This is a genomic window from Mesorhizobium sp. M0077 (assembly GCF_040322955.1).
Lineage (GTDB): Bacteria > Pseudomonadota > Alphaproteobacteria > Rhizobiales > Rhizobiaceae > Mesorhizobium.
In genome coordinates this window covers 149,011-172,082 of sequence record NZ_JAMYUL010000007.1, presented here as the reverse complement: position 1 = coordinate 172,082, position 23,072 = coordinate 149,011, and the positions used below count along the sequence as shown (strand labels likewise).

The window sequence follows — 23,072 nt, the reverse complement described above, 5'->3', positions numbered from 1 at the left end:
CCTATTCCAGCACGTCCGTCGCCTTGTGCGGGTGCTGAACGCCATCGGCGATGATCACATCGGCGTGGGAGTTGTCGGTGCGCAAGGCCAGAATCTCCCGATAGGCTGATGAATCGTACCAGCCCCACGCATGCGCCCTGTCCGGAAACTCGATGACGATCAGATGCCCGGGCCATTCGTTTTCGACCACGTCCATGTCGCCGCCGTGGACAAGGAAGCGGCCGCCGAACGGCTCCAATGTGGCGTCGATCCTCTGCAGATACTCGACAATCTGCGGGCCCATTGTGACTTGACGCATATGGGCGACGGCGTAGGCGGCCATGGCTGAACTCCCTGTGAGATCGAAGCCCGACGACCGGCTTCGTTGGCGCAATCTGCAGACATGATGGCCATCGGTCGATTACGTCTGGGGTAATCGGCCGGCTTACCGGCGTCCTGGCTCAACAGTTTGTGATGACATTGCCGCTGGTTTTTTGTAGCGTCGAATCGAATGCCATCCCGGGGTAAGGCTTGGACGGCGACCATCAAAACCTCCGGCCTCCAGGCATTTCGGGGCACAATCGAAGCAACATGTCCAAGGCAACCGACCTCGCTCCGCTGATCTCGGTGATCACACCGACGCACAATCGCCGCAGCAAGGTGGTGCGCGCCGTGGAGAGCGTGCTGGCGCAGAATTTTCCCCGGTTCGAACACATTGTCGTCGATGACGGCTCGACCGACGGTACGGCAGCCGCACTTGCCGAAATCCGCGATCCACGGCTGATCTATGTTGGCTCGAAATGGCGCGGCGCCAATGCCGCCCGCAATGCCGGCATCGAGCGGGCGCAGGCGCCGGTGGTGACATTCCTCGATTCCGACGACGTCTATTTGCCGGATCGCCTGGCGCGGACGCTGGAGCAGTTCGACAACAATCCCTCGCTCGAAGTGCTGATCAGTTCCTTCGTGTCGCTGAAGGGCAATCGCCGCACCAACTGCGTCAACCGCGAGGCGCTGCTGAGCCGCGACTCGCTGGAGCGGGCCCTTGTCGCGCAGACCATCTTCATTGCCGGGTCGGCAATCACCGCCCGGCGCGAGTCGCTGCTGGCCATCGGCGGCTACGACAGTGACGTCACGCGCATGCAGGATCGCGAATTGTTGCTGCGCTTTGCCCGTCGCAGCGGCGCGCAGCTGTCCGAAGTGATCGACTGGAAAAAGTACAACTCGGAGAATTCGATCTCCGGTCGCCGGGACGGCTATGTCGAAGCCTATGCGAGCTTGATCGACAAGCACCCCTATATCGCCGACCGCTACCCCTACATTCCGCCTTACATGATCGCCCGGCAGCTCATCGCCGATGCACTCAAGGGCAGGGTTTCGCAGGCGTTCTCCGGCTATATGGCCAACCGGTCGTCGAAGGCGCTTGGCTATTCGCTGCCGCAGCTGTTGCGTGGCTATGTCGGCGGCCGGCGCTGGCGCCGCGATCTCTATGCCGAATTTCGCGACAAATACGGTGCACGGCCGGCCTGAAGTTTGCCGACAAGCCGAGCAGCGGCTTTCCCCTCCGAACTGCCTCAAACCTCATTTGTCGAGTTCCGGCAGATATGGGTCGGAATATAGCCGCCGGTCGCGTTCGCCCTGCAGGCAGTCCATGGGTGCGGCGGCATCGATCGGGACCACGGTCGCATCGGCGATGCCGCTCACCTCCAGGATCAACTTGCGGCGTATGGCGGTGGCGAATTCCGAGGCCACATAGATCGGCAACACGAAGGAGCCGGGCCCACCGGTGACGCAGTCGTCATAATACTGGTCGAGATGGCTGAAGGTCGGCGACGGGCTGATCAGGATCGGCAGGCCGTTGATGACGATGCCCTTGGCCACCGCCGCATCGCGTGTCGTGGCGACGGGCAGCCCGGTGTTGTTGGGACCGTCGCCGGAAATGTCGATGACGCTGCGTGGCGCATCGAACCCCGTGCCCTCGAACAGCCCGGCGCCGAAGGCAAGCGCACCGGAAATCGAGGTGCCGCGAAAGCTGCGGAACGGCCGCGCTTCTATTCTGTCGGCGAAGGCGTTGGCGCTCTCTGCGCTGTCGATCACCTGCCAGGCGATGACGCCATCCTCGCGCACGACGCCCGCCCATTCGAAATAGGCAAGCGCGATGCGCCCGGTGGTTCCCGAGCGCACGGCCTTGATGAAATCGGGATGCCTGAGCGCCTCGACATAGCCAGCGCGCTGCAGCGCGAACTCCCTCTCGTCCATCGACTGTGATATGTCGACGGCCAGCACCAGTTCGACATCCACGGCAACGGCCGGGGCAGCCACGGGCGTGGTGCAGGCAAGGCAGGCAAGCAGGCTGAGCGCATCGAGCATGGCCGCACCACGGATGTTTCGACCCGTGAATCTTCGCCGCGATCGCGGCGAAATAAAGCCCCTTCTACTTCTTTCGCCGCACGGCCGCTTTCGGCGGCGGGTCGATGGCGCCGGTCCTGACTCGGGCGGGTTTCAATGGCGCAGCACCCGTATCCTTCACGATGTTCAATGCGCGTGGAAAGAAATGACCATTGTGCAGTCCGCGCCCGATGTTGAGGATCGCGGTTTCCGGCAGGCGTTTCTCCAGCATGGACAGTACCCTTCGCAGCGAAGGACCATCGAACGCGTCCATCGCTTCGTCGATGATCACCCATTTCGGCTGCCGCAAGGCCAGCCTGGCGAAGGCCAGCGACCGCTGTTCGTCATCGTTGAGTTCCCGCTCCCAGCGTGCGGAACGGTCGAGCAAGGATGACAGCCGCTCGAGGCCGACCTCGGCCAGCACCGCCCCAAAATCAGCATCGCCAGCCGGCGCCGAGCCATTCGGATGCAGCACTTCGCGTAACGTGCCGGCAGGAAAATACGGAACACGCGGCACGAAAATCGGCGTTTCTCCGGCCGGCAAGCCGATCCGCCCGCTGCCCCAGGGCCAAAGGCCGGCAATGGCGCGGAAGAACAATGTCTTGCCGGCGCCTGGGTCGCCGGTGATCATGACGCGCTCACCGGGATGGATCTCGACATGGCTGTCTGAAAGTTTGGTGCAGCCCTCCGGCGAGGCCACTTGGAGCTTCTCGAAGGTCAGGCTGCCATTGGCGTTATCGCCGAATTCGATGCGCTTTTCCTTGTCGTGCAACACATCGGTTTCATCGAGCGCAATGCGGAAGTCGGCAACGCGCATCAGCGTGGCGCGCCAGTCGGCGATGCCGCCAATATTGTTGATGAACCAGCGCAGCGACGAGTGCACCTGGTTGAAGGCGCCGACCGCCATCATCAACCCGCCAAAGCTGATATCGCCTGAAAAATAGACCGGCGATGCCACAAGGATCGGCGCCACCACGGTGATCCAGCCATAGGTATCGGTCACCCAGGAAAGGTTGATCTGCGCTTTGTAGATGTTTCGCATCGCGCCCAGCACCGTGCCAAGGTCGATTTCGAGCCGTCTCTTGGCATCGGCTTCGCCGTGATAGAGCGCGATGGCGTCGACATTCTCGTTGACGCGCACCATCCCGGAACGCAGCTCGGCCTCGCGGGTGTAGCGGTCGCTGTTGAGGCGGATCAGCGGCCGCCCGACCAGCCAGCTCAGCCAGGAGGCGATGCCGGCATAGAGGAACGCGGCCCAGACCATGTAGCCCGGTATCGCCAGCGACCAGCCGTTGATGTGGAAGACGAAGCCCGACGAGAGTTGCCAAAGCACGCCGACGAACGACACCAGCAGGATGAAGGATTGCAGCAGGCCGACGCCGAGGTCCGTCGACAGATCGGACAGATGCGCGGCATCCTGCTGCATGCGCTGGTCGGGATTGACGCCGATGGCGCCGGCATTGGCGAGCCGGAAGGCCCGCGCCGGCCGCATCCATTGGTCGATCAGGTCGAGCGTCAGCGCCTCGCGCAGCTTCAGCCGGATCATCTGGTTGAGCCAGGTCTGAGCGATGTTGAGCAGGAGCAGCGTGCCGGCAATCACGGCAAAGATCATCAGCTGATGCAGGAAGGCCGCCATGTCGCGACGCGCCAGCGCATCGTAGAAAGGCTGGTTCCAGCGGTTGAGCAGAACCTGGCCGATCGACGTGGCGACGATGACCGCCATAATGCCGACCGACGTCCAGACCAGCCACTTGCGCACCGGTGAGCCTACCAGCGCCCGTTTGATCGTCGCCACCTGATCGCGCAGGCTGCTGGCTTCGACGGTTGCCGGCTGAGCGGTGGCGGACTTGTCCGGTTGATCAGCCATGCACGAGGTCCTTGCGTTCAGAAGCGTTGCTGAACCAGATGGAGAGACTTGAAGGCATCCGCCGCTCAAACGGACCGCGAATGCATCTGCGACAGATAGGTGGGAAAAACCCACGCAACACCAGTTTTCATGATGATCACGAAGGTGTCACCTGACGCGTCGTCGATGTCACCCCTTCCGCCCGGCGGCCAAGCCGCGTCGCACCGTGCGGTGACAGTACCGGCACGAAGACACGGCGCGAGGCGCGCTGCGCGACCGGCACGCCCTGATATAGCCGCTTCTGCGCCTCGACCACGATGACGCCGGAAAAGATCGGCCAGAACCGCCGGCCGGCGCGCTCCAGCACATTGTGGAACCGCATCATGAAGCGCCGCGGCGATGGCGGGAAGAACAGCGCGTCGGACCAGGAAGCCGGTGTGAAATTCGCCTCGCGCAGCAATTCTGTCAGCTGGCCGCGCGAGAACGGCCGGCCATTGCCGAACGGCGTGTGCTCGAACCGCGCCCAGACACCGCGCCGGTTGGGCACGACGATGACGACGCGCCCTGCCGGCGACAGCACCCGCCAGATCTCGTTCAGCGTCTCGCGCGGGTTTTCGACATGTTCGAGCGAATGCACGAGCAGCATGCGGTCGATGCAGGAATCGACCAGCGGCAATTCCTCGTCGAAGACCAGCGCCGTAGCCGTCGGCCCGTTCGCCGGCCAGACGACGGCGCCTTGCGTAGCAGGCATGAAGGCAAACACCCGCTCGGCATCGGTGCCGAACCGCTCCAGCCACGGCAAGGTATAGCCGAGCCCGACCAGCCGCTCATTGGGCACTGTTGCCCATATTGAGGACAGCGCCATGGTGATCGAGCGTTCAGCCAGGCGGCCGAGCGTGGTCGAATAGAAGGAGCGGAGATCGACGATATCGGAATGCATGCGCGGGACGGTAGCTGCGATGCCGCCCAAGTTCAACAAAGCCGGCACGTTCTGCAAAGCTAGATGACATCAGCGGCCAAGCGCCCTATGTCTGCGCCAACAGATGGAGAGATGCCAATGCCCGTCGAAATCGAACAGTTCATGTGCCGCAGCGACAATTTCGGCGTGCTGGTGCATGACCCGAAAAGCGGCGAGACCGCCATTATCGACGCACCCGAAGAAGCGCCGATCATTGCCGCTATCGAGCGTACCGGCTGGAAGCCGACAATGATCCTGACCACCCACCACCATGTCGACCATGTCGAGGCCAATCTGGCGCTGAAGGAGCGCTTCAAGCTGCGCATCGTCGGACCGGAGGCGGAAAAGGAAAAGATCCCCGGCATCGACGAGACCGTCGGGCAAGGCTCGGTCGTCCATCTCGGCGGTGAGCGGATCGATGTCATCGCCACGCCCGGCCACACTGCGGGCCATGTCTCCTATCATTTTCCGGCCTCGAAAGTGGCGTTCACCGCCGACACTTTGTTCGCGCTCGGCTGCGGCCGGCTGTTCGAATGCAAGCCGCCGGTGATGTATGAGTCGCTGAAGAAGCTCGCCGCACTCCCGGCGGACACGGTCATCTATTGCGGCCATGAGTATACGCTTTCGAACGCCCGCTTTGCGTTGACCGTCGACCCGACCAATTCGGCGCTCAGGGAACGCGCCGCCAAGATCGAGACCCTGCGCGCCGACAACAAGGCGACGCTGCCGACCACGATCGGCGAGGAATTGTCGACCAATCCGTTCCTGCGCTGGCACGACCCGGCGATCCGCAAGCATCTCGGCATGGAGGAGGCCTCCGACGCCGAAGTGTTCGCGGAAATCCGCAAGCGCAAGGACAATTTCTGAGCATCGTTCCGGGATCAGCCATGACCAGCGCCGCTGAAATCATCGCCATGCTTGGCCTCAAGCCGCATCCGGAAGGCGGCTGGTATGCCGAGACCTTTCGCGACGGCGCCGGTGGCGCGCGTGGCCATTCGACGGCGATCTATTTCCTCCTTGAACAGGACCAGATTTCGGCCTGGCACCGGGTCAAGGACGCGGCCGAGGTCTGGCATTTCCATGCCGGGGCGCCGCTGGCGCTGTCGATGTGCGAGGAAGGCAGTCCAAAGGTTAACCAGGTGATCGAGCAGGTGCTCGGCATTGAACTTGCGGCGGGCGAGCGGCCGCAGATCGTCGTGCCGGCCGGCTGGTGGCAATCAGCGCGCAGCCTCGGCGAATGGACGTTGGTCGGCTGCACCGTGGCGCCGGGCTTCGACTTCGCCGCGTTTGAAATGGCCGAGCCGGGCTGGCAGCCTTAGGCCAGAAGAAAACCAAGAGTTATGCAGAGCTGGGCGGCATAGTACAGCACCCAGACCGCATAACGGATGCCGGCGCGATAGGGTGCTATTGCCGGAACCAGGAATTTCTCCGCGGCAAGCAGCCCGTCCGATGCCATGAACATAACAGCGCCGCCGATGACCCACGGATTGTCGAGCGTCAACGCCGAGATGCCCATCGCCAGAATGGCCGCGATATAGACGGCGATCGGCACCCGCAGGCCGGGACTGACACGGCGCCAGAGCGCCGCCAGCATGACGACTGCGAAGGCCGCCATGGCAAGCGCGATGGCGCCGCGCCATGTCTCGGTGCTGAGCACATCCAGCCCGCCGCCGCCGCGCAGGAAGAGCGGCACATAGAGGACATGCGCCGCAAGGAAGCTGGCCAGCCCGCCGAGGAAGGCCTTTTCGCCGTCACGCGACAGGAAGGCGTCGCCGACGGCGCTGAGCGCCAGCGCCGCGACGAGCAACAGCTGCCCACCTTGCATGAAGGCCAGCGCCGCAAGCATGGCCACGGCCAGCGTCTTTGCCGCCGAGCGGGCCAGCGTCGGCCGCATGTCCAGGGTGAAGGCGTAGATCACCGCTGCCACCAGCGAAAAAATCAATGTGGCGTTGGCATTGGCGTCGATGCCGCCGGCAAACGGCATCGTCATGCGCTTGCTCTACCCGTCGCCGGCTTCCGCACGAACAGCGATTTCGCCGCCAGCGCCGCGCCGCCGGTGATCAGTACGCAGGCCGCCAGGATACGCAGCGACGGCTCGGCAACGCCCGCCGCGATCAGCACCAATGTCGACAGCAGTGGCGCCGCATAGCTTGCCGCGCCGAGCACCTGGATGTTGCCTCGTTTGACGCCGATATCCCAGGCGTAGAAGGCGGCACCCACCGGCATCAACCCCAAACCAACCACCGCCAGCCACTGGCCGGGGCCATCGGGCAGCACCGTCTTTTCCAGCAGAAGATGGCAGATGAGGGACAGGGCTGCCGTGGCGGCGCAGAACCAGGTGACGATCGAGGTCGGCACCGCCGGAAAGCGCCGCGACAGCAGCGAATAGGACGACCACAGTAGCGCACAGACGGCCGCCATCGCATAGCCGAAGGTGTAGCGAGCATCGAAGGCGAGGCCGCCACCCTTGGTGACGATCAGCACGGTCCCGGCGAGCCCGAGCAGCGCGCCGACGACGTGGTTCCAGGCCAGCTTCTCGCCCGGCATCAGCGCTGATCCCAGCACGATCAGCAGCGGCCACAGATAGGCGATCAGGCTTGCCTCCACCGCCGGCGCGTTGCGCAGCGCGGTGAAATAGAAGAAATGGTAGCCGAACAGTCCGGCAATGCCGATCACCCAGACCTGGCGTGGGATCTTCAGGCTTTTATCGGTCGCCGGCATGAACAGCCGGGCAACCAGCCCGACCGCGGTGCCGATGGTGAAGGTGATGGCCGAGAGCAAGAATGGCGGCACGGCGCCCGACGCATCGGTGAGCAACGCCAGCAGCGCCCACATGGCGACCGCCGAGAAACCGATCAGTGTTGCGCGCCCCATGCCCGTCTCCGGCGACGCGCCCCATTCTATTCGGGTGGGCGCGTCTATTCAGTTGCTTCGAACCGCCCCGCGCTGACAGTCAAGGTGCCGATCTGCGTCCCGACCGTGGCGTGGATCGGCGCATATATGCCGGTTTGGCCGAGCGGTGCAAACGTCACCATCATCTGGCTCTTCTTCTTCAGGTAATTCAGCGCCTTGCGGCCCTTGCGGTAGCCTGCCACCGGCTCGAAGCTCATCTTGCAGGTAACGGTGTCGCCCTTGTAGCCCTTGACCGAGATCGATCCTTTCGAGGCGTAGGTCAGCGTCAGGTCGGCGCGCATCTCGCCGTCATAGAATTTCACCTTGCGCCCACAGACCTGGTCGAGGCTGTCGGCATGGATGACGGTAGCCGCCATCGGATCGAGCACCGATGCCAGATCGTTGCTGCCCAGCGGTATCCAGTTTTTGGGATTGCGCTTTTTCGGTTCGGGAATGACCTGGGTGGCGGTCACCGCGCCATTGGCAAAGCGGATATCGACCATGGAAGCCTTCTTGCCGGACTTATAATCCGCGCGAAATACCTGTGGCTGTATCTGCTTGCCCAGGATCTTGCCCTTTGACGAGATCGTGCCGCTCGTGTCGTCGAACAAGGTGGCGAGACCCGCGCTGGAGACGGTGCCGTCTATGGAATAGTTACCGCCTTCGTAGTGGCTGGAAAATGTCGCCTTGGCCACGGAAAGGCCGAGGAACGACACCGTGTATTCGCCCTTGAAGGACTGTGCGGTGGCTGCGGGCGCGGCAGCAAGGGTTGATGTCGGCAAGGCGGCGACAAGTATGGCGACAATGGCATGTGACGGGCGAAGCATGGCGGGCTCGGTCCTTGATTTTTTTTAACCGGAGGCGGGCGACTCCGGCTTGAGATGTCCCTGTCCGACCGCTTATAGGCTGAATTCCGGCCTTTATGTGAAACGCTCGTCACAGTCGTGGGTAAGCCGGAGCTTGACGCATTGGCGAAATGCAACTATGGAACGCCAACTTTTCCATAAGGCCGCCTGACTGAAACCGCGCGCCACCCGGCGCGGGCGAACAAGGTTTGGCAGGCTAGACAGAACTGAAGGTTAGAACCATGTCCCGCACCTGCGAACTCACTGCCAAGGCAGTCCAGACCGGCAACAATGTGAGCCACGCCAACAACAAGACCAAGCGCCGCTTCCTGCCGAACCTCGTCAATGTGACGCTGATTTCGGAAGCGCTGAACCAGAATGTGCGCCTGCGCATTTCGGCCAACGCGCTGCGTTCGGTCGAGCATCGCGGCGGCCTCGACGCCTTCCTAGCCAAGGCCGACGCCAAGGAATTGTCGCAGCGCGCGCGCCTGTTGAAGAAGCAGATCGCCAAGAAGCTGGCTGACCAGCCCGCCGCTTAACGATATCAAGGCGGGGGACGACCGCCCTGAGCATCGGAGCAATCCGATGCTCAAAACATTAAAGGCAGCAGCATCGGAGCAATCCGATGCTCAAAACTTGCAAGGCAGCGCGATCCGGATTTCGGCTAGCGCCTGGCTGGTTCCATTACCCAGAATAAAAAAATGACTTCCTTCTCGCGATATCTGCCCTTTGTGGCCGCCATGGCGCTTGTCGTCGTGGCATCGAACATCCTCGTGCAGTTCCCGATGCAGGGCCAGGCCGGCGGTCTGTCGCTGGGCGACATCTTGACCTGGGGCGCCTTCACCTATCCCTTCTCCTTCCTGGTCACCGACCTTGCCAACCGCCGCTACGGGCCGACCGTGGCGCGCCGCATCGTCCTTGTCGGCTTCATGACCGCTGTGGTCTGCTCGATCCTCGTCCCGCCCTTCCTGTTTCGCCACGGCCTGATCGAGTTCGAGACATCAGCCGACCGGCTGGTGCGCATCGCCGCAGCTTCCGGCGCGGCTTTCCTTTGCGCGCAATTGCTCGACGTCACCGTGTTCAACCGGTTGCGCCGGCAGAGCTGGTGGCGCGCGCCGATCGTCGGCACGCTGGTCGGCTCGGTGCTCGACACCCTGGTATTCTTCAGCATCGCCTTTTCGGCCGCCTTCGCTTTTGCCGGCCCGAACGACAGCTTTGCGCTGGAGACGGCGCCGCTGATGGGCGTGCTGCCGGTCGAGACCATGCGCTGGGTCTCCTGGGCGCTGGGCGACCTCTCGGTGAAGCTGATCATCGCTGTTGTGGCCCTGATCCCCTACCGGCTGCTCGCCGCCCACTGGAGCCAGCCGACCGTGGCTGTCTAGGCCGTGATCCCTTGGGTCCAGCTCGGCTCGGCCAAAACGCCTGACGGCGGACAGGAACTGCGCCTCAAGCAGCGCGGCAGCGAATTCTCGATCATGCTCGGCACCAATGAGCTGATGAACAGCCGCCTCAGCGGCTCCGAAGAAGCGCTGGCCAAGCTCTCCTGTGAAAAGATCGGCGGCCGCGCCCAACCGAAAATCCTGATCGGCGGCCTCGGCATGGGTTTTACGCTGCGCGCTGCGCTTGCCCAATTGGGCGCCGACGCAGGCATCACGGTTGCCGAGCTTGTCCCCGCCGTCATCGCCTGGGCGCGCGGCCCCATGGAGGCGGTCTTCGCCGGCTGTCTCGACGATCCCCGTGTGACGGTTCGCGAAGCCGACGTCGGGCACATCATAAGATCCGACAAGGCAGCCTGGGACGCCATCCTGCTCGATGTCGACAATGGCCCCGAAGGCATCGTCTACAGGGGCAACGACGCCCTCTATGGCGCTGCCGGCCTCGGCGCGGCGCGTGCAGCGCTCAGGCCCGGGGGCGTGCTGGCTGTTTGGTCGCAAGGCCCCGATGCCGGCTTCACACTTAGGCTCAAGCAGGCGGGCTTTGTCGTGGACGAGGTGAAGACGCGCGCCAATGGCAAGCGCGGCGCGCGCCACGTCATCTGGATCGCCACCAAGCCTTAGGGCTCTCAATCCTGGTGCAGGATGAATTCCAGATAGAGGTTGCGCTGCAGGATCGAGTGGTTGTCGTCCGAGATCAGCGACACCATCAGCGCTCCGTCATCGCGGGTCCAGACGTCGAGTCCTTCCATATTGTCGATCTGGTAGCCCATGTCGGCTTCCATCAGCACCGGCCCGTCGGCAACCGCGCCCTTCTCGACGCTTTCGCCATAGATGCACCTTAGCCGCATCCTGACACCGCCGGCCATCGAGAAACTGCGCTCCAAAAGCAGCAGGTCGCCATCCGGCAGGAAGGCGCCGTCAGTGATGTCGAAATCACCGTTGCGCTTGACCGTGAAGACGCCCTTGTGCGGCCCTTCGATGATGGCGGCATAGATGTTGCCAGCCTTGTCCAAGCTCTTTTCCGAGACCACGACGAGGCCGCCCTCGTGCTGGCCGCTAGGATTGGCGTGGGTGACCGTCTCGAAACCGCGGTTCTGTCGCAGTTCGCGGGCTGGAATCAGAAAGTTCAGTTGCTTGAAAGGCGCCGTCATGTTGCTGGGGTCGATCTTGAACTGGGCGACGCGGTGATCGCGCTCGAAGCCGACGGTGGCGATGCCGTCCTTGACTGCAAGGCCCTCGGCATCGACTTCCCATTTCCTGTCGATCGGCCGGCCCTTCTCATCGACCATCTGCTGCATGCGGAAATTCTGGATGCCGGACGGCCGCTTGTCGGCATCATGGGTGATCGAGCCGAAGAACCAGAAGCCCGTATCGGCGACGCCGATGAAATCGCTACCGGGTTTGACGAACCGAAATGCCGACAGCGCGCCGAAATCGCGCGTCGTCGAGTTCATCTCAAGACCGCCGACGAATTCCAGCGGCCCAAACTGCTTGTCGGCGCTGCCGATATGGAAGGTGGTGATCGGCCGCGCCGAGACTTCGACCGGCTCGACCGCGCTTGGGCCGGCGGCGATGGCCGGCGCAAACGCCATGCCGGACAAGGCAGTGACCGCGAAGAGCATCTGCCGAAACCCGCCGCACAAAAAAATCATCCGGCGCGCCGGTAGCCGCCGCGGCGTGTATCGCGCACGTTTTCCTCGGCGAACAGCGAGGCCAGCTGCTCGGTCATGGCGCCGGCCAGTTCCTCGGCATCGACGATGGTGACGGCGCGCCTGTAATAGCGGGTGACGTCGTGGCCGATGCCGATGGCCAGAAGCTCGACCGGCGAGCGCGTCTCGATCAGCTCGATGACGGCGCGCAGGTGGCGCTCGAGATAGTTGCCAGGATTGACCGACAGCGTCGAATCGTCAACCGGCGCGCCGTCCGAGATCATCATCAGGATCTTGCGCTGTTCGGGCCGGGCGATCAGCCGGTTGTGCGCCCATAACAACGCCTCGCCGTCGATGTTTTCCTTGAGCAGGCCCTCGCGCATCATCAGGCCGAGATTGCGCCGGGCGCGGCGCCACGGATGATCGGCGGATTTGTAGATGATGTGGCGCAGATCGTTGAGCCGGCCGGGGTTCGGCGGCTTGCCGTCCTTCAGCCATTTCTCGCGCGCCTGTCCGCCCTTCCACGCCCGCGTGGTGAAGCCGAGGATCTCGACCGAGACGCCGCAGCGCTCCAGCGTGCGCGCCAGAATGTCGGCACAGGTGGCGGCAACCGTGATCGGCCGGCCGCGCATCGAGCCCGAATTGTCGAGCACCAGCGTCACCACCGTGTCGCGGAATTTGGTGTCGCGCTCCTGCTTGAACGACAAGGGCTGCATCGGATCGATGACGACACGAACCAGGCGTGCCGGATCGAGATAACCCTCTTCGAGGTCGAAATCCCAGGAACGGTTCTGCTGCGCCATCAGGCGGCGCTGCAGCCGGTTGGCGAGCCGGCCGACGACGCCGGAGAGATTGGCCAACTGCTTGTCGAGGAAGGCGCGCAGCCGGTCGAGTTCTTCCTCCTCGCACAGCTCTTCCGCACCGACCGTCTCGTCGAAGGCGGTGGTGAAAACCTTGTAGTCGATCTCTTTCGGCAGATTGGTGAAGGGGTTGTCGTTGCGGCGGGCTTCGCCCGGCGTTTCGGCGTCCGCATCGTCATCGTCGGAAAGATCGTCGGCGGTGGCGTCGGACGCCTCCGTCTCGGACGACTGTTCGTCGTCGGCCGAGGCCTCGGCATCCTCGGACTGCGACTGCTCGGAGCCGGAATCCTCTTCGCCGCCCTCCTCGCTCTGCTCCTCGCCTTGCGGCTGGTTGTCGTCATTGTCCTCGGAGTCTTCGGTCTCCTGATCGTCGCCGAGTTCCTCGGCCATCTCCATGGACGCCAGCATCTCACGCACGACGCGGGCGAAGGCCTGCTGGTCGCCGAGCTTGGCCGACAGTCCGTCGAGATCGGCCTTGGCCTTCTCCTCGACCCAGGGTCGCCAGAGGTCGACCAGACGCTCGCCGCTCTTCGGGATCGGCCGCCCGGTCAGCTTCTCGCGCACCATCAGCGCCAGCGCTTCCTCGATCGGCGCGTCGGCCTTGTCCTTGACGTCGACAAGGTTGGCCTTGGCGTATTTGTCCTCCAGCATCGAGCCGATATTGTCGGCGACGCCTTGCATGGCGCGGCTGCCGATCGCCTCGACGCGGGCCTGTTCCACGGCGTCATAGATCGAGCGCGCCAGCTTGCCTTCCGGCGCCAGTTTGGTGTGGATGCGCTGATCGTGGCAGGCGCGCTTCAGCGCCATGGAATCGCCCAGGCCACGAGTAATCGCGATGTCTGTCTTGGACGCTTTCTTCGGCAGTTCGGGCAGTCGGGCGCGGCTGCCGGCGAGCGCCGGGCGGTCCTTGGCGAAACCGACTTCGAGCTCCTTGTCGCCGGCGATGGCGCGCATGCAGACGGTGACGGCACGCTTGAAGCTGTCGGCTTCAGACCCCGTCTTCGACTTGTTGCGCGTGTTGTCGCCCGGACCCGCCATCGAGGCTCAGCTTACCCCAGCACCACGTTGGCGGCGCTCTCGGGCAAATCCTCGCCGAAGGCGCGCTGGTAGAACTCGGCCACCACCGAACGCTCCAGCTCGTCGCACTTGTTGAGGAAGGTCAGCCGGAACGCCATGCCGATATTGCCGAAGATCTCGGCATTTTCGGCCCAGGTGATGACGGTACGCGGGCTCATCACGGTCGACAGATCGCCATTGATGAAGGCCGAGCGCGTCATGTCGGCGACGCGCACCATCTTGTTGACGATGTCCTTGCCCTTGCCGTCGCGATAGTGCTTGGCCTTGGCCAGCACGATGTTCACCTCATTGTCGTGCGGCAGGTAGTTCAGCGTGGTGACGATCGACCAGCGATCCATCTGCGCCTGGTTGATCTGCTGCGTGCCGTGATAGAGGCCGGTGGTGTCGCCGAGGCCGACCGTGTTGGCGGTCGAAAACAGCCGGAACGCCGGATGCGGGCGGATGACCCGGCTCTGGTCGAGCAGCGTCAGGCGGCCCGACGATTCCAGCACGCGCTGGATGACGAACATCACGTCCGGACGGCCGGCATCGTACTCGTCAAAGCAGAGCGCGACATTGTGCTGGTAGGCCCAGGGCAGGATGCCGTCGCGGAATTCGGTGATCTGCAGGCCATCCTTGACGACGATGGCGTCCTTGCCGACGAGGTCGATACGGCTGACATGGCTGTCGAGGTTGACGCGCACGCAGGGCCAGTTAAGGCGGGCGGCGACCTGTTCGATGTGCGTCGATTTGCCGGTGCCGTGATAGCCAGACACCATGACGCGGCGGTTGTAGGCAAAGCCGGCAAGGATCGCCAGCGTCGTCGCCTTGTCGAACAGATAATCCGGATCGATGTCCGGCACATGTTCCGAGGTTACCGAATAGGCCGGCACCACCATCTTGGACTCGAAGCCGAATTTGTCTTTCACCGACACCGTCGTGTCGGGCAAATTGGCGATGTCGCGATCGACCTTGTTCATCTCTATCCAAGTCTCCACGGGCGAAATGCCTGATTTCGCCGGCAATCGATTTTGTCCGGGGGCGGTCTTAGAGCCTTTTCCACCCTTATGAAAGTTGGAAAACGACACGAACCGTTAGGTTGCTCAGCACAAACCCGCCTGCTTGAGCACGCGATAGGCCTGCAGCACATCGCGGAACCGGTCTTCCGAACCTCTATCGCCGCCATTCGCATCCGGATGGTGGCGCTTCACAAGTTCCTTATAGCGCGCCTTGATGTCCTTGCCAGTCGCCTTTGTATCAAGGCCAAGCGTTTCCAGTGCCTTGGCCTCAAGCGGCTTGGCCTTGCGTTCGCGCGCCTCGCGCGGGTCCTTCGGCCCTTTGAACAGATCGAAGGGATCGCGCATGCGGTTGTAATAGCCGGCGCGACCGGAACGCTGCTGGGCGAAATCGGGCGAGGAGCGCGTCGAGGCGCCGGCGACGCCCATCTTCCATGTCGGCCGGTGGCCGGTCATCGCTTCCTTCTGGAAGCGGGCGATCTCGGTGTCCGGCACGCCGGAGAAGTAGTTGAAACCCTTGTTGTATTCGCGCACATGATCGAAGCAGAACTGAAAATACTCGCCTTCCTTCATGCGTCCGACCGGCGCCCGGTGAGTACCGGCCTCCTTGCAGCCGTCCCACTGGCAGATCGGCGAGTGCGACTTCAGCTCCGCATCCTTGTCGGGACGGACCCGAATTTTCTCGAAATATTTGGGGTACGGTTTCATCTCACCCATTTATGGGCTGTTCGCACGTGCGAAACAAGAATTGACATTTTCGCGATCATCGCCCTAACCGCTGAATCGCGGCATAAAGCAGGGCGAATGGCGATTTTTGAGGCGGCCCGGCGGGATCGATCCCGATTTCCCGATCACGCCTTGCAGATATGGTGAAGGGAGATGGCGATGTCCATACAGGCGACGATGGAAGACAAGCTGAACAAGGCGTTTTCGCCGGAGCGGCTGGCGATCGTCAATGAAAGCCATCTCCATGCCGGTCATCACCACCACGGCTCCGACCATCACGGTGCCTATGACGGCACTGGCGAGACGCATTTTCGCGTCCGCATCGTCTCATCCGTCTTTGCCGGCATGAGCCGCATCGACCGCCACCGCGCCGTCAACGAATTGCTAGCAGCGGAGTTGCAAGGCGGCGTCCATGCGCTGGCAATCGAACCGGCTGCACCCGGCGAAAAGACCCGCTGGTAAGTCTCTTCCGCCTCAGATCACCGCTTCGATGAGAAACGGTCCCGGACGCGACAGCGCACTGTCGAGCAGCGCGTCGAACCGTTCGCACGTGTCGGCGCGGGCCGCCTCGACGCCCATGCCTTTGGCCAGCGCAACCCAGTCCAGCGCAGGATGGTCGAGATCGAGCATGCGCTTGGCGTTCTCGCCGATTTCATTGACCCCGACATTCTTCATTTCGCCATGCAGGATGGCGTAGGTCCGGTTGGAAAAGATGATGGTCAGCACGTCAAGCTTTTCCCTGGCCTGGGTCCACAGTCCCTGCACCGTGTACATACCGCTGCCGTCGGCTTCGAGATTGATCACCTTGCGGTCCGGGCAGGCGATCGCCGCGCCGGTAGCCATGGGAATGCCGCCGCCGATCGATCCGCCCGTACCCATCATGTAGTCGTGCGGCGCCGCAAAGGCGGATAGCGTGAAGAACCGTCTCGCCGAGGTGACCGCTTCGTCGCAGACGATGGCATTGGCCGGAAGTTTGCGCGCCACCGACAGCGCGATGGCATCGCCCGTCAGGCTGCCGCTCAGCGTCGGTTCGTCTGGAAAGGCGGTTGCGGCGGCGAATTGCTGCGTCGGCTTGATGCCGAGCTCGTCGGCCAGCGCCTCCAGCGCCGCTTTCAGATCCTGGCCATGCGCCGCCAGCGAAAGCACCTTGCAATCGTCCCGAACCAGCCGCCCGGGCTTGCCGGGATAAGCGAAGAAGGCAACCGGCTCCTTGGCGCCGACCAGCACCAGCAAATCGATATCCCGGAGCGTGGCCGTCGCCGCATCTACCGGATAGGGAATGCGGGTCGGGGCGAACCGCCCGCGGCCGCGCTGCATGCGGGCGATCAGAACCTCACTGAACAGCCTGACATCGCTTCCCGATGAGATTCTGCCTGCGATTTCAAGTCCATCGGCGCGCGCCGCCTGCCCACGCACCATCATGCCGACACGGCCCGGCGCGGCGCGGATTGCTTCGGCGATCGTGCGCACAACAGCCATGTCGACGGCGGGCGGCGGCTCCAGCTCCACCTTGCCAGGTGAAATCGCAGCAACTTCGCCCCAGGCGGCATCCGCAGGCAGGATCAAGGTCGTGACGCCAGGCGGCGTGAGTGAGGCGCGGAAAGCCGCCTCTGCGGCCGGCACAATATCGGCCGGCCCCTTGACGCGGCCAACCCAGTTCGACATCGGCGACGCCAGGCCTTCTATGTCGCTGGTCAGCGGGGCATCGAGCGGCAGATGGTAAGAAGCATGGTCGCCGACAATGTTGATCATCGGGCTGCGCGCACGCCTTGCGTTGTGCATGTTGGCCAAACCGTTGGCGAGACCCGGTCCGGTATGCAGCAACGTTGCTGCCGGGCGGTCGGTCATGCGCGCATAGCCGTCGGCGGCGCCGGTCACCACGCCCTCGAACAGGCCGAGCACGCAACGCATCTGAGGTTTGCGGTCCAGTGCGGCAACGAAATGCATTTCGGATGTGCCAGGATTGGCGAAGCAGACCGTGACGTCATTGGCCAGGAGCACGTCGCACAGCAGATCGGCGCCATTCATGATTTTCTTTCCCAATCGACAATTCAGGAACAATTGCACCTGTAGGCGCCGGGTCGGCAATGTCCCGCCGGGGCTTTTGGTCTGATCCAGGACGCCTCGCGGGGATCCGGCGATCAACCGACGGTCCATTCAGGAAGGCCAGCATCGCGGCGGTCAACGCGTCGCCGTCCTCGCCGAAGTCGTGATTGATCGACATATGCGTGTAGGCGTTGCCGTCGAACAGCGTCACTTCAGTGCCGATGGCGCGCAGGCGTTTGGCAAAGCCTTCGATTGGTCGTCGCGGCCTTCGGCGCGCGAATAGGCGATGAAGGTCGGCGGATGCTTGTGTCCATCGAGATAGCTGGCCGGCGACAACGCCGCCCATCAGCGCCGCAGCACCGGGCAACCCGCCATTCCAGCCACTCCGAATGTTTCCTCCCAAGCCTTCTACCCGGATTGCAGCCACTCTCCTTCATGTGAAGGGAACCAACAATGCTTTCCGACAGTTGAAGGTGATGAGGCGATTGGAATCCAGATCGGCTCCGAGGGCAGAACATCATGCGTGCAACCCAATCCGACGTCTTCGATCTTTTTTCGGAAATTTATGCCAATGCGGCGGACGAAGAGGTCAGCATCCAACAGTATCTTCTTGCCTGTCGGGAAGACAAATCGATGTACGCTTCGGCGCCCGAAAGGATGGTCGACGCAATCGGCGAACCAAAACTGGTTGACACCAGCAAAGACGAGCGCCTCGGCCGCATTTTCGCGAATCGGACCCTCAAGATCTACCCTCATTTTTCTGACTTCTATGGAATGGAGGATACGATCGAGCGCATAGCTGGATATTTCCGCTATGCCTCGCAGGGGCTCGAAGAACGCAAGCAGATCCTCTATCTCCTCGGCCCGGTCGGCGGCGGCAAATCCTCTCTGGCCGAGCGCCTGAAGAAACTGATGGAGCAGCGCCCGATCTACACGCTGAAGGTCGGCAACCAGATCAGCCCGGTTTTCGAGTCGCCGCTTGGGCTGTTCCATCCCGATCACATGGGTGATCTGCTAGAGGATAAATACGGCATAGCCCGGCGCCGGCTGAACGGATTGATTTCGCCATGGGCGGCCAAGCGCCTCGACGAATTGTCTGGCGACATTTCCAAATTCAGCGTCGTCAAGCTGATGCCTTCGCGGCTGCGCCAGATCGGCATTGCCAAGACCGAACCTGGCGATGAGAACAATCAGGATGTCTCGGCCCTGGTCGGCAAGGTCGACATCAGGCAATTGGAAAATTTTAGCCAGTCCGACCCCGATGCCTATTCCTATAGCGGTGGCCTGAACCGAACCACGCAAGGTCTGCTTGAATTCGTCGAGATGTTCAAGGCACCCATCAAGGTTCTGCATCCGCTGCTGACCGCGACACAGGAAGGCAGCTACAACGGCACTGAAAATTTCGGCGCCTTTCCCTACCAGGGGATCATCGTCGCCCATTCCAACGAGTCGGAATGGCAACAGTTCAAGAGCAACAAGAACAACGAGGCGTTTCTCGATCGCATCCTGGTGGTCAAGGTACCCTATTGCCTGCGGATCACCGAAGAGAGGCAGATCTATGAGAAATTGCTGCGTGAGAGCGAGTTGGCCGCCAGCCCCTGTGCCCCTGAAGTTTTGGACATCCTCAGCCGCTTTGCAGTTTCGACGCGCTTGGCCGAGCACGACAACTCGCCGCTCTACACCAAGATGCGCGCCTATGACGGCGAAAATCTGAAGGAAGTCGATCCCAGGGCAAAGTCGGTCCAAGAATATCGCGACGCCGCCGGCGTCGATGAAGGCATGACGGGCGTCAGCACGCGCTTTGCCTTTAAGATCCTTTCGCAGACATTCAACTTCGATAATGAGGAGGTGGCCGCCGATCCTGTGCATCTGATGTACATTCTGGAGGAGGCGATCAAGCGGGAGCAGTTCCCGAAGGAAACGGAAGCGGCCTATCTTGAATTCATCAAGTCGGAGCTTGCGGCGCGCTACGCCGAGTTCATCGGCCACGAAATCCAGAAGGCCTATCTGGAGTCCTATAGCGAATACGGCCAGAACCTCTTCGACCGCTACATCGCCTATGCGGATGCCTGGATTGAGGACCAGGACTACAAGGACCCCGACACCGGCCAGATCCTCAACCGGGAGATCCTGGACAACGAACTTTCGCAGGTCGAGAAACCGGCAGGCATCGCCAATCCCAAGGACTTCCGTAACGAGGTGGTGAAGTTCACTCTGCGCGCTCGCGCAAGAAACCACGGCCGCAACCCGTCATGGACCAGCTATGAAAAACTGCGCGAGGTCATCGAGAAGCGGATGTTCGGACAGGTCGAGGACCTCTTGCCGGTGATCAGCTTCGGCTCCAAGCAAGACAGCGTTACGGAAAAGCGCCACAACGAATTCGTGCAGCGCATGATCGAGCGTGGCTACACAGAACGGCAGGTACGCCGGCTGGTGGACTGGTACATGCGGGTGAACAAGGCGGGTTGACAGAGCCGGATGGTTCCATGCCGATCTTCATCGACCGTCGCCTGAACCCCAAGGACAAGAGCCTTGGCAATCGACAGCGCTTCCTCAGGCGTGCTCGCGAGGAGTTGAAGCGGAGCATTCGCGATCAAATCCGCACTGGCAGGATCGCCGACGTGGATACCGAGCACGCCGTGCCCATGCCTGAAAGGAAAACGGCCGAGCCGAGCTTCAACGATGACAGGGCCAGCGGACGGCGCCGACACATCCTTCCGGGCAACAGGCATTTTTCCCCTGGAGACCTGCTCCCGAAGCCGCATGGGGGCGGCGCGGCGTCGTCGCCAGGAAACACGGCGTCGGAAGACGATTTTCGTTTCGTGCTGTCACGCGAGGAGGTGCTCGAACTCTTTTTTGAGGATCTCGAACTGCCCGACCTGGTTAAGCTCAATCTCAAGGAAATCCTTGCCTTCAAGCCGCGCCGGGCCGGCTTCGCGGCAACCGGTTCCCCGACCAACATCAATGCCGGCCGCACCATGCGCAACAGCCTAGGCCGGCGCATTGCGCTGAGGCGCCCCACGCAGCAGGAACTGGAGGCGATCCTCCGGGAAATCGTCACGCTTGAGTCGGCCCCGGCCGGCGCGGCGGTGCGCCAGCGCATCGCGGAATTACGCGACGAGCTTGACCGGCTGGAGCGACGGCGCAGGCGAATTGCCTTTGTCGATCCGGTCGATATCCGATTCAACCGCTTCGACGCCCGGCCGGTGCCGAATGCCAATGCCGTCATGTTCTGCCTTATGGACGTGTCCGGATCGATGGGCCAACGCGAAAAGGACTTGGCCAAACGCTTCTTCGTGCTGCTGCACCTGTTCTTGAAACGGCGCTACGAACGCACGGAGATCGTCTTCATCCGCCATACCCATGAGGCGCACGAAGTGGATGAGGACACGTTCTTCTACAACACGCAGAGCGGCGGTACGATCGTCTCCACCGCGCTCGACGAAATGCACCGCATTATCGACCAGCGCTATCCTGCCAGCGAGTGGAACATTTACGCCGCGCAGGCCTCTGACGGGGACAATTTCACCACCGATTCCGAGCGATGCATAGAGCTCATGAACGGCAAGCTCATGCGCCTGTGCCAGTATTTCGCCTATGTCGAGATCATCGACGAACGCGAGAGCCACATATTCGGTGCTACCGAAAACGGGACGTCGCTTTGGCGCGCCTACAGTACGATCGAGCTGAAATGGCCCAACTTCCAGATGAGCCGCATCGCTGCTCCCGCGGATATTTACCCGGTCTTCCACCGGCTCTTCGCCAGGCAGCCGGCGGCCATCAAGAGCGCTTGAGAGAGAGATGGTCAGGCGAGCCAACGAAACGAATTTGTTGTTTTCCGGTTCTGACTGGAATTTCGAGAAATTATCGCGGGCTTTTGAAGAGATCGAGGCGATCGCGGTCGACGAGTTGCATCTCGATACTTACCCGGTCCAGATGGAGATAATCTCCTCCCAGCAGATGCTCGACGCCTACTCATCTATCGGCATGCCACTGATGTATCGGCATTGGTCGTTCGGCAAACATTTCCTTCACCAGGAGCTTCTTTACCGTAAGGGTGGTCGGGGGCTGGCCTATGAACTGGTCATCAACTCCAATCCCTGCATCGTCTACCTCATGGAGGAAAACACCATGGCGTTGCAGGCCCTTGTGACGGCCCACGCGGCGCTTGGCCACAATCATTTCTTCAAGAACAATCATCTGTTTCAGCAATGGACCGACGCCGGGGCAATCCTGGGTTATCTGGACTTCGCCAAGGGCTACATCGCCCGGTGCGAGGAGCGGCACGGCCTTGCAGCAGTGGAGGCCATTCTCGATTCCGCCCATGCGCTGATGGAACAAGGGGTGTTCCGCTACCACCGGCCGCCAAAGCTCTCGTCGGAGCGACAGCGCGAAGGGCTTCGCGAGCGCCTCGAATACGAAGAGCGCTCCTACAACGATCTGTGGCGCACGCTGCCGCCGTCGCAGAACAAAAACAAGTCCGGCAATGAGGATCAAGGGATGGCGGAGCGCAAGAGATCGCTCAACCTGCCCGAGGAAAACCTCCTGTATTTCCTCGAGAAGAACAGCCTGATCCTGGAACCCTGGCAGCGCGAGATCATCAGGATCGTCCGCGTCATCGCGCAATATTTCTACCCGCAGCGACAGACTCAAGTGATGAATGAAGGGTGCGCCACCTTCGTGCATTATACGCTCATGAACATGCTATTCGATCGTGGCCGGATCGGCGAAGGTGCCATGCTCGAAATCCTGCGCAACCATTCGAACGTGATCTTCCAGCCGGCCTTTGACGATCCCCGGTTTTCAGGCATCAATCCCTATGCCCTCGGCCTCGACATGATGCAGGACATACAGCGCATTTCGACCGAGCCGACGGCGGAGGACCGCGACTGGTTCCCGGACATTGCAGGACATGGCAACTGGCGCGAGGTCCTGCTTGAGGCCTGGGCCAACCACCGCGACGAATCCTTTATCCGCCAGTACCTCAGCCCGAGCTTGATCCGAAAATGGCGGTTCTTCGTGCTTGGCGATGGAGCCGACAAACCGCATTTCGAAGTCGCGTCGATCCACAACGAACGTGGCTATCACAAGATACGCGCCCAGCTAGCCCACAGTTACGACCTTGGAGCGAATCGGCCGGACATCCAGGTGATTGATGTCGACCTGCTCGGCGACCGGCAGTTGCGGCTGCAACACAGGGTAAAGGATGGTGTTGTGCTCGAAGGGGCCAGCCGTGACGCGACGCTGCGCCATGTCCGCAGCCTCTGGGGCTACGAGGTCAGCCTGGTCGCAGTTGACGCTCAAACCGGTGCGACCATCCACGAACGGTCTACGAGCCAGATCGCGGCATAAGCTCGGCAAAGAGCGTCATGTGGCGG

The 23,072-nt window shown here is 62.2% G+C and carries 23 protein-coding genes; 10 read left to right on the top strand and 13 right to left on the bottom strand.

Annotated features, from left to right (window positions below):
• Position 1 precedes the first annotated feature (1 nt).
• Positions 2-322, bottom strand: a complete 321-nt coding sequence (locus tag NKJ57_RS16385) for a DUF1330 domain-containing protein (protein ID WP_023694041.1) — start codon at positions 320-322, stop codon at positions 2-4.
• Between the two features lie 248 nt (positions 323-570).
• Here NKJ57_RS16385 and NKJ57_RS16380 point away from each other — a divergent pair, with 248 nt between their 5' ends.
• Positions 571-1,506, top strand: coding sequence for a glycosyltransferase family 2 protein (locus tag NKJ57_RS16380; RefSeq protein WP_023673297.1), 936 nt, complete (start codon positions 571-573; stop codon positions 1,504-1,506).
• Between the two features lie 51 nt (positions 1,507-1,557).
• Here the strand turns inward: NKJ57_RS16380 and NKJ57_RS16375 are convergent, their stop codons facing one another.
• The 3 genes from NKJ57_RS16375 to NKJ57_RS16365 all read right to left on the bottom strand — a co-directional run bounded on the left by NKJ57_RS16375 (position 1,558) and on the right by NKJ57_RS16365 (position 5,150).
• Positions 1,558-2,346: a DUF1194 domain-containing protein gene (locus NKJ57_RS16375; RefSeq protein ID WP_023673296.1), complete on the bottom strand. Its 789-nt coding sequence runs from the start codon at positions 2,344-2,346 to the stop codon at positions 1,558-1,560.
• Positions 2,347-2,410: 64 nt separating this feature from the next.
• Positions 2,411-4,231 (bottom strand): ABC transporter ATP-binding protein/permease, encoded by a 1,821-nt coding sequence (locus NKJ57_RS16370; RefSeq protein ID WP_352511823.1) that lies wholly within the window; start codon positions 4,229-4,231, stop codon positions 2,411-2,413.
• 136 nt (positions 4,232-4,367) lie between these two features.
• Positions 4,368-5,150 (bottom strand): class I SAM-dependent methyltransferase, encoded by a 783-nt coding sequence (locus NKJ57_RS16365; RefSeq protein ID WP_023670688.1) that lies wholly within the window; start codon positions 5,148-5,150, stop codon positions 4,368-4,370.
• 117 nt (positions 5,151-5,267) lie between these two features.
• Here NKJ57_RS16365 and gloB point away from each other — a divergent pair, with 117 nt between their 5' ends.
• On the top strand, positions 5,268-6,035 hold the full coding sequence (gene gloB, locus NKJ57_RS16360; protein WP_352459742.1) for a hydroxyacylglutathione hydrolase: 768 nt from the start codon (positions 5,268-5,270) through the stop codon (positions 6,033-6,035).
• 20 nt (positions 6,036-6,055) lie between these two features.
• Positions 6,056-6,487, top strand: a complete 432-nt coding sequence (locus NKJ57_RS16355; protein WP_352511824.1) for a cupin domain-containing protein — start codon at positions 6,056-6,058, stop codon at positions 6,485-6,487.
• Here NKJ57_RS16355 and NKJ57_RS16350 read toward each other — a convergent pair.
• Genes NKJ57_RS16350 through NKJ57_RS16340 form a run of 3 tightly spaced genes read right to left on the bottom strand, consistent with a single transcriptional unit; the run spans position 6,484 to position 8,887 of the window.
• Positions 6,484-7,158, bottom strand: coding sequence for a lysoplasmalogenase family protein (locus NKJ57_RS16350; protein ID WP_352511825.1), 675 nt, complete (start codon positions 7,156-7,158; stop codon positions 6,484-6,486). The two genes, NKJ57_RS16355 and NKJ57_RS16350, sit on opposite strands and share 4 nt — an antisense overlap.
• Entirely contained in the window at positions 7,155-8,042 is an 888-nt protein-coding gene (yddG, locus tag NKJ57_RS16345; protein ID WP_352511826.1) for an aromatic amino acid exporter YddG, read from the bottom strand. The genes NKJ57_RS16350 and yddG overlap by 4 nt, the downstream gene beginning before the upstream one ends.
• A 44-nt stretch (positions 8,043-8,086) precedes the next feature.
• On the bottom strand, positions 8,087-8,887 hold the full coding sequence (locus tag NKJ57_RS16340; RefSeq protein WP_352511827.1) for a DUF3108 domain-containing protein: 801 nt from the start codon (positions 8,885-8,887) through the stop codon (positions 8,087-8,089).
• A gap of 260 nt (positions 8,888-9,147) precedes the next feature.
• On the opposite strand from NKJ57_RS16340, the gene rpmB reads away from it, so the two are divergent.
• The 3 genes from rpmB to NKJ57_RS16325 all read left to right on the top strand — a co-directional run bounded on the left by rpmB (position 9,148) and on the right by NKJ57_RS16325 (position 10,962).
• The gene (gene rpmB / locus NKJ57_RS16335; RefSeq protein WP_023670682.1) at positions 9,148-9,444 is read left to right on the top strand and encodes a 50S ribosomal protein L28; all 297 of its coding nucleotides are present in this window, start codon (positions 9,148-9,150) and stop codon (positions 9,442-9,444) included.
• A gap of 162 nt (positions 9,445-9,606) precedes the next feature.
• A complete protein-coding gene (locus NKJ57_RS16330; protein ID WP_352511829.1) occupies positions 9,607-10,287 on the top strand; it encodes a queuosine precursor transporter in 681 nt (226 codons plus the stop codon).
• Between the two features lie 3 nt (positions 10,288-10,290).
• Positions 10,291-10,962 (top strand): polyamine aminopropyltransferase, encoded by a 672-nt coding sequence (locus NKJ57_RS16325; RefSeq protein ID WP_023714983.1) that lies wholly within the window; start codon positions 10,291-10,293, stop codon positions 10,960-10,962.
• Positions 10,963-10,967: 5 nt separating this feature from the next.
• On the opposite strand, the gene NKJ57_RS16320 is transcribed toward NKJ57_RS16325, so the two are convergent.
• From NKJ57_RS16320 to NKJ57_RS16305, 4 genes are all read right to left on the bottom strand, one after another.
• Positions 10,968-11,993, bottom strand: coding sequence for an esterase-like activity of phytase family protein (locus NKJ57_RS16320; protein ID WP_352511830.1), 1,026 nt, complete (start codon positions 11,991-11,993; stop codon positions 10,968-10,970).
• A complete protein-coding gene (gene cobT, locus NKJ57_RS16315) occupies positions 11,990-13,888 on the bottom strand; it encodes a cobaltochelatase subunit CobT (protein ID WP_023694051.1) in 1,899 nt (632 codons plus the stop codon). The genes NKJ57_RS16320 and cobT overlap by 4 nt, the downstream gene beginning before the upstream one ends.
• Positions 13,889-13,899: 11 nt before the next feature.
• A complete protein-coding gene (gene cobS / locus NKJ57_RS16310) occupies positions 13,900-14,886 on the bottom strand; it encodes a cobaltochelatase subunit CobS (RefSeq protein WP_023670677.1) in 987 nt (328 codons plus the stop codon).
• A gap of 123 nt (positions 14,887-15,009) precedes the next feature.
• Positions 15,010-15,639, bottom strand: coding sequence for a J domain-containing protein (locus NKJ57_RS16305; RefSeq protein WP_032887126.1), 630 nt, complete (start codon positions 15,637-15,639; stop codon positions 15,010-15,012).
• A gap of 168 nt (positions 15,640-15,807) precedes the next feature.
• Between NKJ57_RS16305 and NKJ57_RS16300 the strand changes: the two genes are divergently transcribed.
• Positions 15,808-16,110, top strand: coding sequence for a BolA family protein (locus tag NKJ57_RS16300; protein ID WP_023694052.1), 303 nt, complete (start codon positions 15,808-15,810; stop codon positions 16,108-16,110).
• A gap of 12 nt (positions 16,111-16,122) precedes the next feature.
• Here the strand turns inward: NKJ57_RS16300 and NKJ57_RS16295 are convergent, their stop codons facing one another.
• Positions 16,123-17,676 (bottom strand): acetolactate synthase large subunit, encoded by a 1,554-nt coding sequence (locus NKJ57_RS16295; protein ID WP_352511831.1) that lies wholly within the window; start codon positions 17,674-17,676, stop codon positions 16,123-16,125.
• On the bottom strand, positions 17,633-18,061 hold the full coding sequence (locus tag NKJ57_RS16290) for a hypothetical protein (RefSeq protein ID WP_245259876.1): 429 nt from the start codon (positions 18,059-18,061) through the stop codon (positions 17,633-17,635). The genes NKJ57_RS16295 and NKJ57_RS16290 overlap by 44 nt, the downstream gene beginning before the upstream one ends.
• A gap of 152 nt (positions 18,062-18,213) precedes the next feature.
• Between NKJ57_RS16290 and NKJ57_RS16285 the strand changes: the two genes are divergently transcribed.
• Genes NKJ57_RS16285 through NKJ57_RS16275 form a run of 3 tightly spaced genes read left to right on the top strand, consistent with a single transcriptional unit; the run spans position 18,214 to position 23,046 of the window.
• Complete coding sequence (locus NKJ57_RS16285) at positions 18,214-20,163, top strand: PrkA family serine protein kinase (protein WP_023686732.1); 1,950 nt, start codon at positions 18,214-18,216, stop codon at positions 20,161-20,163.
• A 17-nt stretch (positions 20,164-20,180) separates the two neighbouring features.
• A complete protein-coding gene (locus tag NKJ57_RS16280) occupies positions 20,181-21,488 on the top strand; it encodes a YeaH/YhbH family protein (protein WP_352511833.1) in 1,308 nt (435 codons plus the stop codon).
• Positions 21,489-21,495: 7 nt separating this feature from the next.
• Positions 21,496-23,046 (top strand): SpoVR family protein, encoded by a 1,551-nt coding sequence (locus NKJ57_RS16275; protein WP_023670670.1) that lies wholly within the window; start codon positions 21,496-21,498, stop codon positions 23,044-23,046.
• Positions 23,047-23,072: the final 26 nt, after the last annotated feature.